This is a genomic window from Streptomyces sp. NPDC096105, from assembly GCF_044763335.1.
Classification (GTDB): Bacteria; Actinomycetota; Actinomycetes; order Streptomycetales; family Streptomycetaceae; genus Streptomyces.
In genome coordinates, this window is sequence record NZ_JBIWGC010000009.1 from 71750 (window position 1) to 84491 (window position 12742).

7 protein-coding genes and 1 riboswitch (1 of these 8 only partly in view) are annotated in these 12742 nt (G+C 73.8%); of the genes, 3 read left to right on the forward strand and 4 right to left on the reverse strand.

Features of this window, described 5'->3' with window-relative positions:
• The 3 genes in view from ACIQ8B_RS16530 to ACIQ8B_RS16540 are tightly spaced (each overlapping or abutting the next) and all read left to right on the forward strand, a layout consistent with a single transcriptional unit that may run on beyond the window.
• Positions 1-6581: the final stretch of an inositol polyphosphate kinase family protein gene (locus ACIQ8B_RS16530; RefSeq protein WP_403547511.1), read on the forward strand. 23449 nt of this gene lie to the left of the window's left edge; the window shows 6581 of its 30030 coding nt (coding positions 23450-30030); the start codon falls outside the window, past its left edge; its stop codon occupies positions 6579-6581.
• On the forward strand, positions 6578-7258 hold the full coding sequence (locus tag ACIQ8B_RS16535) for a type VII secretion system-associated protein (RefSeq protein WP_403547513.1): 681 nt from the start codon (positions 6578-6580) through the stop codon (positions 7256-7258). The genes ACIQ8B_RS16530 and ACIQ8B_RS16535 overlap by 4 nt, the downstream gene beginning before the upstream one ends.
• Positions 7255-7968, forward strand: a complete 714-nt coding sequence (locus tag ACIQ8B_RS16540; RefSeq protein ID WP_403547515.1) for a type VII secretion system-associated protein — start codon at positions 7255-7257, stop codon at positions 7966-7968. Before ACIQ8B_RS16535 ends, ACIQ8B_RS16540 begins: the two co-directional genes overlap by 4 nt.
• Here ACIQ8B_RS16540 and ACIQ8B_RS16545 read toward each other — a convergent pair.
• The 4 genes from ACIQ8B_RS16545 to gcvT all read right to left on the reverse strand — a co-directional run bounded on the left by ACIQ8B_RS16545 (position 7955) and on the right by gcvT (position 12383).
• Positions 7955-9322 (reverse strand): L-serine ammonia-lyase, encoded by a 1368-nt coding sequence (locus ACIQ8B_RS16545; RefSeq protein ID WP_403547517.1) that lies wholly within the window; start codon positions 9320-9322, stop codon positions 7955-7957. The two genes, ACIQ8B_RS16540 and ACIQ8B_RS16545, sit on opposite strands and share 14 nt — an antisense overlap.
• 167 nt (positions 9323-9489) lie before the next feature.
• Positions 9490-10749 carry a serine hydroxymethyltransferase gene (glyA, locus tag ACIQ8B_RS16550; RefSeq protein WP_106412330.1) on the reverse strand — a complete coding sequence of 420 codons (1260 nt, stop codon included), beginning with the start codon at positions 10747-10749 and terminating at the stop codon, positions 9490-9492.
• A gap of 14 nt (positions 10750-10763) precedes the next feature.
• Positions 10764-11141 (reverse strand): glycine cleavage system protein GcvH, encoded by a 378-nt coding sequence (gcvH, locus tag ACIQ8B_RS16555; RefSeq protein WP_106412329.1) that lies wholly within the window; start codon positions 11139-11141, stop codon positions 10764-10766.
• Positions 11142-11264: 123 nt separating this feature from the next.
• The gene (gene gcvT / locus ACIQ8B_RS16560; RefSeq protein ID WP_403547520.1) at positions 11265-12383 is read right to left on the reverse strand and encodes a glycine cleavage system aminomethyltransferase GcvT; all 1119 of its coding nucleotides are present in this window, start codon (positions 12381-12383) and stop codon (positions 11265-11267) included.
• 198 nt (positions 12384-12581) lie between these two features.
• A riboswitch (glycine riboswitch) is annotated at positions 12582-12682 on the reverse strand.
• Positions 12683-12742 lie beyond the last annotated feature (60 nt).

Below are 12742 nucleotides of genomic sequence, written 5' to 3' on the forward strand. Positions count from 1 at the left end.
CCCACACCTCCCGGGAGCCGGCCGGGCGCCGCCACGCCGTGTTCCCCCCGTCGCCCTCGGTCCCCTTCGCGTCCCGCGGCACCACCTTCGAGGAGGGGGAGACGGGGCATGTCTCCCTGCCCGTGGCCGGCGGCACCGTGTTCTTCGCCTCCCCGGGCGACGGCCACGCGGTACGCGCCGGTTCCCGCCCGGACGCCTCCGGGCAGCCGCGGCCCGGCCGGACCGTCGGGTCCTCCGTCACCCCGGCCGTCCGGGAGGAGGACCCCAGGTTCGCCGACCTGCTCTCCTCCCTCTACTCCGCCCCCGGCTGGGCCGAGGCGAGCCGGGCGTGGGAGCGCACCCTGGGTCTGGTGCTGGCCTTCGACCTGAAGGTCCTGGAGACCGTCCGCGCCGCCGTGCGCGCCGTGCACCGCCTCCACCTCGGGCGGACCGGCGACCCGGCCCGGGCCGCGGCCGTACTGTTGGGGGACGAGGCCACCGGGCCCGACCCGCTCACCTCCCTGGACCGGTTCCTCGCGCCCGACGCGGATGTGTCCCTGTCGCGGTTGATGGCCGTCTACGCCCGTGGCGTCGGCCTGACCGGCCGGCCCGGCCCGGCCCGGCCGCACGGTGAGGACGGCAACCACCGCCGTGACCACCGGGACCGTGGCATCCCGCTCGGCGAGGGACCCGCCCACCTCGCGCGCATGGCCCTGGAACGGCATCTCCTGCTGCCCGGTACGCGCCGCGCGGACACGATCGCCTTCCGCGAGGCGGTCCTCGGCTGGCTGCTGCCCGGCGGCCGCCACTCGCTGATCGAGGTCCTGCGGGCCTCGCACGCCGTGGGCCTCGGCGACAGCGCCGAACGCGCCGCCGTCCTCGGCGACGCCGCGCATCTGTACAGGTGGGCGGAGAGCACCCTGCGCCCCGCCGACCGTCCCGGCGCCCCGGACCCCGCCGCGCTGCGCCCGCCGCACCGCGCCCTGTACGCCACCGACGCGGGCCGGATCGACGCCGGGTACACCGGCACCTGGACGCTGCCCGACGGTCTCGCCGACGCCATCCGGCGCGGTGAGCGGATCTTCACCACCGACCACGCGCCCGAGGGGCTGCCGGACCGGGAGCAGGCGCTGCTGGAGCGCACCCGCAGGCACGGCGGCTCGGCCCTGGACGGCCTGGACGCCCCCCACCTCACCGCGCTGTACCTGCTCGGCGGCCCCGACGCGGCGCTGTTCGACGGCCGCCCGGTGATCCCGGTGGCCCGCGCCGCCCTGACCGCCGCGGTGGACGGCCGCACCGGCGACGTTCCCGTGCTGCTGAGGCAACTGCCCGATGTCGGCGACATCCTCGCCCGGGCCGGTGCCCTGCCCGCCGATGGCCTCCTGACCGAGCTGCGGTCCGCCCTGGCCCGCTCCGCGGACATTCTGCGTGCCCGTGCCGACCAGCACACCGCCGTGGGCCTGGAGGCACTGGCCCTGCTGCCGCCGGTGAACACCCGCGCATGGTGGGGCGCCTGGCTGCCCGGCGAGCCGCCCGCCTCCCAGCAGGCCACCGAGGCTCTGCCCGGCTCGGTCACCGCGGCCCGGCTGCACCGCGTACGGCTGAGCAGGGCCGCGGCCCTGCGGGCGCTGGCCGGTGACCGGGCCGCCGGACGCCACCCGGTGCTCTACGAGGAGGAGCGTTCCCCGGCCCGCGACATCAGTCCCTACACGGCCGATCCGGCGGAACGCCTGGCGGTGCACGCCGCCCCCACCGAGTTCACCGTCGTCTCCCGCACCCCGCAGACCGACCCCGACACCGGCCTGCGCTACACCCTGGTGGTCCTCGCCGATCGCTCGGCCGCGCCGCCCGCGGGCCCGGCGGAGCGAGCCGCCACCCCGCACTACCCCGAGCCCGACTACTGGAACTCCCCGTGGGCGGACGGACGCACCCTCACGTCGCCCGGCGACGTGATCACCCAGGAGATCCATGCCGACGGACGGCTCATCGGCCTCGCCTCCTATCCGGCCCGTCAGTGGTCGCTGCGCGCGCCGTTCTACCCGGGTCTGCGGGACGCCACTCACTACACCGAGTGGAGCAGGGGTCCCGGCGGCATCCTGACCGCCCGACGCCGGCCGCTGCCCGCCACCACTTCCAGCGGCACGTTCTACTGGAGCTCGCACGGCCGGGACGGCGGCTTCACCGTGGCCGGCCCGGACGGCCTGCCGTCCGGCGCGACGGGGGAGACGGTCGGCCGGCGCCTCGGCCCCCAGGCGTCGGCGGCGGGCTTCACCAGCGTCACCGACCTTGCCTGTACCCCCGTCCGCGGCACCGATCCGGAGGAGACCGTGCGCCGTGCCCAGGGCATCGCCGCCACCACCGGCCTGGCCGTGTACGTCTCCACCAGCAGAGTCGCCGTCGTCCCGAAACGCCGCCCGGACGGCAGCCAGGGCGCCGTCATCCACGTGCTGGAGAACGCCGACGGCACCGCCGGCCGCTGGCTGCGCGTCGCTCCCCCCGAGCGCTCGACGGGAGTACTGCCCGACCCGCCCTTCGAGGTCGTGGCCCCGGACGGCCCCGTCGGGCAGGCGACGCTGCCCGGCAACCCCTGGTCGGTGTCCCGCTGGCGGGTTCCCGGCGGACCCGACACCATCCGCTTCGCCCAGTTGTACGCCCGGCGGGACTGGCGGCAGTACAGCTACGGGTACGAGGTCGCCCTGGCCCGGGACATCGCCGCCCGGCCGCGGACCAGCGAGATGCTCGTCGACGACATCACCCGGCTGCACCGGCAGATCGCCGCGACGCACGGTCCGCACGGTGCCGACCAGGCCTTCGGTTTCGTCACCCCGGCGGAACCGAACGGCCCGCAGCCTGCCGAGCCGGGCCGCGCCCTGGCGCGGTTCCTGGAGAGCGGGCCCGACTTCGTCCAGCTGATGCAAGCGTTCGCCACGGCCGCCTATGGTCCCGCGCCCACCAGTCTGCGTCACATCGCGCCCGGCCGGATCGGCTCCCCCTACCCGCCCCATCCGCGTGGCCACCGTCAGGGCGTCTATCCCCTGGCCCACGACGACCGGGGCTTCCGCTATGTCGGCGGCACCGTGGGCCCCGCCCTCTGGCTGCTCCAGGCATACCGGCTGACCGGAGCGGACCCCGCCCGGACGTTTGCGTTCCGCTCGGCCGTGGTGGCCTGGTCGGTGCTCACGAACAGCCAGTCCCTGGCCGAGGTACTGCGCGCCTCCCACCTCGCCGGCGTGGGCACCGACGAGGAGCGCGCCGCGCTCTCCCGCGACGGCGCCCGGCTCCATCTCTGGGCCCGCCGCGCCCTCGCTCCCCACCTGGCGGTCCCCCTGCCGCACCACGCGGCCTACGACAGCACCACCCGCTTCCGCTCCTCCCACGAGATCGAGGTGCCCCAGGACATCATCGCCGCGCTGTCCGCGGCCCTGTCCGGCACCGAAGTCCCCGAGGACCTGGCCGAACGTGCCGAGAGCGCCAGGCAGTGGCTGGAGAGGTTCGGGGAGGAGGGCCGCCGTGCGCTCACGGCGCTGGCGCCGGGCCACCTGACGGCGATGTTCCGCTACACCGGTACCGACCACAAGCTGTTCAAGACCTTCGTCCTGGCCAGCCGCTTCGGCCGGGCGGGCGCCCGGTGGCTGTTCCGCCGCCAGGTGTGGGACCTGACCCTGACCGATGCCCACGGCAGCTACTTCTCCCGGCCCGAACTCCTGCTCCAGGACGAGGAACTGGAGGACGCGATCTCCGACCTCACCGACCTGGGAGAGGACCCCGACCCTGCGGACCTGACCGATGTGCGGCACCGGGTGAACCGGGTCGCCGACAGGATCTTCGGCGAACTGGCGCTGCACGTCGACATGGCCACCGAGGCGCTGGAGACGCTGCCCCCGGTGGCCGCCCCGGTCTGGTGGGGCGGCTGGCTGCCCGGCCCCGTCGACGCGCCGGGCCCCTCCCCGCTGCTGCACGACGGCACGCTGTTCGTCACCCGCTTCCGCAGTACCACCGAACGCCCGGACCTGGCCCGGAGTTTCGTCCGCCACGACGCCGAGGGGGAGGCGGACCGCCACCCGGTCCTCGGCCGTCTGCTCAGGTCGAGCGCCCCGCTGGTCGCGCCGTTCTCCATGTGGCCCGGAGAGCAGGAGGTTCTCTATCCACCGGGCCGTGCCCTGTCCGTGGTCGCCCGGGAGGTTCACGACGACGAAACCGTCGACGAGCCCTACGCCGCTCTCACCGTCGCGGAACTCCCCCCGTACCCCCCACGGGCCTACCACAACGCCGACACCACCGCGCACATCCCACCGGCCGCCGGGACGGTGCCGTCGGACACGACGGACGGCGGAGCCGCCCCCGGCGGCACACCGTCCCCCTCGCCCGGGGCCGAGCCCGCCGGTACGGTGGCATCGCCGCCCGCCACCCGCGGGACACTGCGGCGGACCGGCGACGACGAGGCCGTCCTCGACGGCACCCGGTACGCCCTGCGCCCCGTGACCGCCGCGCCCGGCCGTACCGCCGAGACCGCGCTGCTGGCCGCCTTCGGGGAACACGAGCCGCTGGCCGGGCTGCTTCCGGCGGCGGAGCCCGGGCGGAGTGCCGCCTTCCGCCAATGGCTGGCGGACGCCCTCCACGACGACCACCTCACCGGGGAGCAGGTGCCCCGGCTGGACCGGTCGGCGACGGTACCGCTCTCCCTGCTGGAGAGCGCGGGCCAGCGGCTCACCGATGCCCTGCGGACGGAAGCCGTCCTGCTCGGCGGCAGCCTGCCGGTGGCCGGCCACGACATCGCGCCCGCGGTACGGCTGCGGCTGCTGCTCGCCGATCCCGCCCTTGCGGGACCGGACACCGAGCCGCCGCTCGTTCCGCTGCTGGCCGCCGCGGCGCGCGTGCTCGGAGTGACGGCCGCCGCGGCGGAACCGGACGGGGCGGTCACCGTGGCGGAGCCCGACGGCACGGTCACCGTCCTCGGCTCCGCCCCGGGGATCCCCGCCGTGCCGGGGGCCGGCCCGGCCGCCTCCGTCCCGTCACGGGCCGGCCGGGGCGCCTCCCCCACCGGGGACGGTGCCTCCACCACCGGGGACGGTCCTCTTCCTGCCGACCGGGCCCACCGGACGGCGGACCCGCGGACACGGACCCCGGCCGCGGTGCGGCCGGACGTGCTCCTGCTCGGTGACGGCGGCCGGTGGCTGGTCGGCCGGCCCGCCGCCGTTCCGCCGCCCGCCTCCGGAGGGCCGACGGCCGGCTCCGAAGCCCCGGACGGGGAGCGGGCCACACGGTTGCCGCGCATCGCGCGGGCGATCGACGAGGCACCCCCGGCGGTCCGCCGCCGGCTGCGGGAGCTGGCGTTCGCCCGGACCCCGGACCGGGCACCGGCCTGGATCCGCGGCCGGGTGTCCTACCTGGAACACGCCGAACGCTTCGAGAAGCGTCTGGGTGATTACCTCAACGATGGGCTGGATCGCGCCCGCAAGCTGGACATCGACGCGCAGATCGGCGCCATGACGACCGAGCTGTTCCGGCGCGCGGACGCCGAAGGCCGCTGGCGCGAGCTCGGTTCGGACGACGCCACCATCGACGGTGCGGTCGGCCTGGACCGGGACCGCATCGAGGCGGTCGCCACGTCCGGCAACCTGCGTGAGCGCATGGGGCTGCTCTGGATCGCCGAGAGAACCACGTTCGACCTGCTGGGCATCCCCCCTCTCAACCCGCCCGTGATACAGGACGAGCGCGCGGACCGGCTGCCCGCTCCCGACCTGGTCGAGTACGAGGCCCTGGCCGCCCGCCGCGGCAGCCTGACCCCCGCCGAGCGCGAGTGGTTCGCCCGCCTGGAGAGCGCCCTGCGCATACCGATGTCACCCGAGGACGTCCGGCCGCCGCTGAGCGACGCCGAAAGGGCGCTGATGCCGGACGGCCTCCTGCACTGGATCCCCGGCGAGACCCGCTGGGACATCGCGATGAGCACCGCCCTGCCGTCCGCCGCCGAGGCCACCGGAGGCCTGGTGCTGGGCGGAACCTCCGGCACCACGTACCGGCTGCTGCGCCAGGCGGTGGGGATGCGCGACGCATGGGGGCTGGACATCGACCTGGGAGTGGTGCGGCTCGCGCTGATGGCCGTGATGCTGCCCGTCCGCCACCACTCGGTGCACGAGATCATGAGGGCCTCCCAGCTCCTCCTGGACGAGCTGCGGGCCGGTGGGACGAACGAGCCGTCCGACCTCGACTACATGGACAACTGGGGACGCTACTGGCGTATCGCTCCGCTCACGGAGGAGGAGCTGCGCACCCATGTGGCCGTCGACGGCCTCTTCCCCGACGAGCACGCCCTGGCCGAGATGGACCGGCCGGGGGACGGACCGCTCTGGACGCAGGACCCGGACGAAGCGGCCTGGCTCCTCGCCCACCAGCACACCCTGGACGACGTACTCGAACTGCTGACGGCGCTCGGCCCCGCCGTCGTCCCCGACACCGCAGACGGCCCGGCCGCCCTCGAGCGGCTGCGCCGGCTGGCCGAGGACTGGTTCCACGACCGGGGCCGTGTCCCGTCCGCGGATCTCCACCAGAACATCTGGCAGATCCTGAACAACCATCCCCGACTTTTCCCGAGGACCCCATGAGCGACACCACCGCAGCCGCCGCGACCGGGCACGACGAGGACACCGCGCCACCACTGCCGGAGGAGATCAGGGAGGCGGCGCGGCTTGCTCCCGACCACTGGCTGGGCATGGTGGACCCGACGTGGAGCGGTCCGGGGGAGCCGCCGAGCTGGGCGGTGGTCGGCCAGTGGCGGTCCGACGTCGACGGCGAGATCGCGGAGTGGCGACCCAACGAGGAGTACCGGCCCTCGCCGCAGGCGCTCGACTGGCCCGCTCCCACCGACCCCGTCGACGAGGCGGTCCAGCTCGCCGCGACCGGGTACGGCCCCGGCGACGCGGTGACACGCACCCTGGCCGCCGCCGAGGTGGCGATGCTCCTGGGCCCCGGTCGGACACCTCTCTCGGCCGTCTCCCCGGACGGGCAGCCGGTGGTCCCGGTCTTCACCTCGCCCGTGCACCTCGAGGCGGCCGGCCGCCTCGGTTACGAACTGCTCCCCGCGGCGGACGTCCTGGACCGTCTCCCGGAGGGGCACCTGCTGTACCTCAACCCCTCCGGACCGGTCAGCATGACGGTCGACAGCGCCGCGCTGCGCGACGCTGTGGAGGAGGCCGCCTCCGCGGCCACGGAGACCCCGTCCACCGCCGCGTCCGCCGAGGGCGGGGACGAGGGCGGACTCGGAGACGGAGACAGGGCATGATCGCGCTCCCGTCCCCTTCCCCCGTTCCCGCCCCGCCCGCTTCCCCGGTGGAGGAAGACGCTCCGGCCGGAACCGCTCCGGCCGTCGTCCCGCGCGGTCACCCCCGCTTCCCCGATCCCCCGGACGACTACGTGGCCGTCGCCCGGCGCGCTCCCGACCAGTGGCTCTCGGCGGTCGACCGGCACTGGAACGGCGTGGCCGGCGAGGTGCCGCCGGCCTGGGCGGTGCGGGGGCACTGGCGCAGCGACGCCCGGGGCGAGATCGTCGAGTGGGCGGAGAACGCCGCCTACCGCCCCTCGCCCGACGCCTACGGCTGGGGCCCGCCGGTCAGCCCGGCCGACGCCGCGGTGCGCCTGGTGGCCACCGGCTACGACTCCGAGGAACTGCTCGCCCTCGTCCTCGCCGACGCCGAGGTGGCCGTCTGCGTCGACGCCGCCGGTGGTCCGACGGTGGCGGAGGCACCCGACGGCACGCCCGCCGTCCCGGTCTTCTCTCCCGCACCGGAAGCGGACGGGGAGCGGCTGCCGCCCCACGAGGTGATGTCGGTGCCCGATCTCGTCGACCGGCTCCCCGAAGGCCGGGAGGTACTGTTCCTCAGCTCCTCCGCCCCGGTGAGTCAGCTCGTGAGCGCAGACGCACTGCGTGCCGCCATGGCCGAGGTCCGGCGTCACGAGGAGCAGGACGACGCGTCCTTCCTCAACACTCGATGATGTTCACCGCGAGCCCGCCGCGCGCCGTCTCCTTGTACTTGACCGACATGTCCGCGCCGGTCTCCTTCATCGTCTTGATGACCTTGTCCAGGGACACCTTGTGGGAGCCGTCGCCGCGCATCGCCATCCGCGCGGCGGTCACCGCCTTCACCGCGGCCATGCCGTTGCGCTCGATGCAGGGGATCTGCACCAGGCCGCCCACCGGGTCGCAGGTCAGGCCGAGGTTGTGCTCCATGCCGATCTCGGCCGCGTTCTCCACCTGCTCGGGGGAGCCGCCCAGCACCTCCGCGAGGGCGCCCGCCGCCATCGAGCAGGCGGAGCCCACCTCGCCCTGGCAGCCGACCTCGGCGCCGGAGATGGAGGCGTTCTCCTTGAAGAGCATGCCGATGGCGCCGGCCGCGAGCAGGAAGCGCACCACGCCCTCCTCGTCGGCGCCCGGCACGAAGTTCATGTAGTAGTGCAGGACGGCCGGGATGATGCCGGCCGCGCCGTTGGTCGGGGCCGTGACGACCCGGCCGCCGGCCGCGTTCTCCTCGTTCACGGCCATGGCGTACAGGGTGATCCACTCCATGGCGAGCGCCTGCGGGTCGCCCTCCGAGCGCAGCTTGCGCGCGGTGTTCGCGGCGCGGCGGCGCACCTTCAGACCGCCCGGCAGGATGCCCTCGCGGGACATGCCCCGGTCCACGCAGGCCCGCATCACGCGCCAGATCTCCAGCAGCCCTTCGCGGATCTCCTCCTCGGTCCGCCAGGCGCGCTCGTTCTCCAGCATCAGCGCGGAGATCGACAGGCCGGTCTCCTTGGTGAGACGCAGCAGCTCGTCACCGGTACGGAAGGGGTGCTTCAGCACGGTGTCGTCGAGCTTGATGCGGTCTTCGCCCACCGCGTCCTCGTCGACGACGAAGCCGCCGCCGACCGAGTAGTACGTCTTCGTCAGCAGTTCCGCGCCGGAGGAGTCGTACGCCCACAGCGTCATGCCGTTGGCGTGGTAGGGGAGCGCCTTGCGGCGGTGCAGCACCAGGTCGTCGTCGAAGGAGAAGCCGATCTCGTGCTCGCCCAGCAGGCGGATCCGGCCGCCCTCCTTGATCTTCTCCACCCGTTCGTCGGCCGACTCCACGTCCACCGTGCGCGGCGAGTCGCCCTCCAGGCCGAGCAGCACCGCCTTGGGCGTGCCGTGCCCGTGCCCGGTGGCGCCCAGGGAGCCGTACAGCTCGGCCCGCACCGAGGCGACGGACTCCAGCAGGTCTTCGTTGCGCAGCCGCCGGGCGAACATCCGGGCCGCCCGCATCGGGCCGACCGTGTGCGAGCTGGACGGGCCGATGCCGATCGAGAACAGGTCGAAGACCGAGATGGCCACGGGAGGACTCCTCAAGGTTCGGCGGACGACGCTGTCCACCGGGGGAAGGGCGGTTCAGTGGGTCGAGAGCACGGGTGAATCGTTCATGCGGGGCATGGTGCGGGGCACCGCGCCCACCGACCCAGTGTGCGCGATGCCCCGTACATCCGTACAAAAAGCGGATGAAGTTACCGCAGACCGGGGTACAGCGGGTGCTTCGCGGCCAGCGCCGCGACCCGGGCCCGCAGCGCCTCGGCGTCGTACGACGGCTTCAGCGCCTCGGCGATCACGTCCGCGACCTCGGCGAAGTCCTCGGCCGTGAAGCCGCGGGTGGCGAGGGCGGGCGTGCCGATGCGCAGACCCGAGGTGACCATCGGCGGGCGCGGGTCGTTCGGGATCGCGTTGCGGTTGACCGTGATCCCGACCTCGTGCAGCCGGTCCTCGGCCTGCTGCCCGTCCAGCTCGGAGTTCCGCAGGTCGACCAGGACCAGGTGCACGTCCGTGCCGCCGGACAGCACGTCGACGCCCGCGGCCTTCGCGTCGCCCTGCACCAGACGCTCGGCCAGGATGCGGGCGCCCTCCAGGGTGCGGCGCTGGCGCTCCTTGAACTCCTCGCTCGCGGCGACCTTGAAGGCGACCGCCTTGGCGGCGACCACGTGCTCCAGCGGGCCGCCCTGCTGGCCCGGGAACACCGCGGAGTTGATCTTCTTGGCCAGCTCGGCCGTCGACAGGATCACACCGCCGCGCGGACCGCCCAGGGTCTTGTGCGTGGTGGTGGTCACCACGTGGGCGTGCGGCACCGGGTTGGGGTGCAGGCCCGCGGCGACCAGACCGGCGAAGTGCGCCATGTCGACCATCAGGTACGCGCCGACCTCGTCCGCGATCCGGCGGAACGCGGCGAAGTCGAGCTGACGCGGGTACGCCGACCAGCCGGCCACGATCAGCTTCGGCTTGCTCTCCTTGGCCAGCCGCTCGACCTCGGCCATGTCGACCCGGCCGTCGTCGCCCACGTGGTAGGCGACCACGTCGTAGAGCTTGCCGGAGAAGTTGATCTTCATGCCGTGGGTCAGGTGCCCGCCGTGCGCGAGGTTCAGACCCATGATCGTGTCGCCCGGCTTGAGCAGCGCGAACATCGCGGCCGCGTTGGCCTGGGCGCCCGAGTGCGGCTGGACGTTGGCGTGCTCGGCGCCGAACAGCTCCTTCACCCGGTCGATGGCGATCTGCTCGATCACGTCGACGTGCTCGCAGCCGCCGTAGTAGCGGCGGCCGGGGTAGCCCTCGGCGTACTTGTTGGTGAGGACCGAGCCCTGGGCCTCCATGACCGCGACCGGGGCGAAGTTCTCCGAGGCGATCATCTCGAGGGTGGACTGCTGCCGGTGCAGCTCGGCGTCGACCGCGGCGGCCACCGCCGGGTCGAGCTCGTGCAGGGACGTGTTCAGAAGCGACATGCGGCTACGGCTCCTCAGCCCGCGATGAACGCGTCGTACTCGGCGGCGGACAGCAGGTCGGCCGGCTCGTCGGTGACCCGCACCTTGAACAGCCAGCCGCCCTCGAGGGGGGCCGAGTTGACCAGCGCCGGGTCGTTCACCACGTCCTCGTTGATCTCGGTGACCTCGCCGGAGACGGGGGAGTACAGGTCGCTGACCGACTTGGTGGACTCCAGCTCGCCGCAGGTCTCGCCCGCGCTCACCGTGTCACCGACCTCGGGGAGCTGGACGAAGACCACGTCGCCGAGCGCGTTGGCCGCGTGCTCCGTGATGCCGACCGTCGACACGCCGTCCTCGGCGGCCGACAGCCACTCGTGCTCCTTGCTGTAGCGCAGCTGCTGGGGGTTGCTCATGGCTGGAATTCTCCTGTACGCGGGAAACTGCTGATGACGGGGACGGTGCGGGACGCGGCCGGACGGGTGGGACGTCCGGCCCGCGGACGCGCGGGGACGGCCCGGAGGCTGTCTACGACGGTGTCACTTCTGCCGCTTGTAGAACGGCAGCGCCACGACGTCGTACGGCTCGTGGCTGCCGCGGATGTCCACACCGACGCCCTCGGCGCCCGGCTCGGCGTGGCTCGCGTCGACGTAGGCCATGGCGATCGGCCTGCCCAGGGTGGGGGAGGGGGCGCCGGAGGTGACCTCGCCGATCACCTCGCCGCCGGCCACCACCGCGTACCCGGCGCGCGGCACCCGGCGGCCGTGCGCCACCAGGCCGACGAGGACGCGGGGCGGGTCCTGCGCGGCGCGCTCGGCGGCCTCGGCGAGGGCGGCGCGGCCCACGAAGTCGCCCTCCTTCTCGAACTTCACCACCCGGCCCAGACCGGCGTCGAAGGGCGTGAGGGAGGTGCTCAGCTCGTTGCCGTACAGCGGCATGCCCGCCTCCAGGCGGAGCGTGTCCCGGCAGGACAGGCCGCACGGGACCAGCCCGTGGCCCTCGCCCGCCTCGGTCAGCGCCTGCCACAGCTCCACGGCGTGCTCCGGCTTCACGAACAGCTCGAAGCCGTCCTCGCCGGTGTAGCCGGTGCGGGCGATGAGCGCGGGGATCCCGGCCACGGCGCCCGGCAGACCGGCGTAGTACTTCAGGCCGTCCAGGTCGGCATCGGTGAGGCTCTGCAGGATCGCCGGGGACTCGGGGCCCTGCACGGCCAGCAGCGCGTAGGCGTCGCGGTCGTCGCGCACCTCTGCGTCGAAGCCCGCGGCCCGCTCGGTCAGCGCCTCCAGCACCACCTGGGCGTTGGAGGCGTTGGCCACGACCAGGTACTCGGTCTCCTCGAGCCGGTAGACGATCAGGTCGTCCAGGATGCCGCCGTCCTCGCGGCAGATCATCGTGTAGCGGGCGCGGCCCGGCTTCACCCCCGAGATGTTGCCCACCAGCGCGTGGTCCAGGAGGGCGGCGGCCTGCGGGCCGGTGACCGTGATCTCGCCCATGTGCGAGAGGTCGAAGAGGCCGGCCCTGGAGCGCACGGCGTTGTGCTCGTCGCGCTCGGAGCCGTAGCGAAGGGGCATGTCCCAGCCGGCGAAGTCGGTCATCGTCGCGCCGAGCGACCGGTGCAGGGCATCGAGCGCGGTGCGGCGGGGTTCGTTACTGCTCATCGGTCGGTCTCCCAAGGCGATGGGGGTCCCTCCCGCGCGAGTTCAATTCGAGCGTGGGGGAAGGCGAGGGCGTTTCCTCCCCATCTGTCATCGGAACCTGAGAGGTTCGCCATGACCACCGGTGGTACGGCGATCAGGACTTGCACCTTGGGTGGAGCCGCCGGAGCACTGCGACGGCGGCCCGCTTTTCAGATGTGCCTCGCCCGCGCGGTAACGGTGCCTGAGAGATTCAAGGGAGGGACTTGCTCCTTCGGCGCCCCGGCGGCACACGGTGCCGGGGACTCTCCCGCGCGGATTCAAACGGCCGGTATGCAGTTGGCGCGCACATCATTGCACGCATCGCCGGACACCGGCAGGGG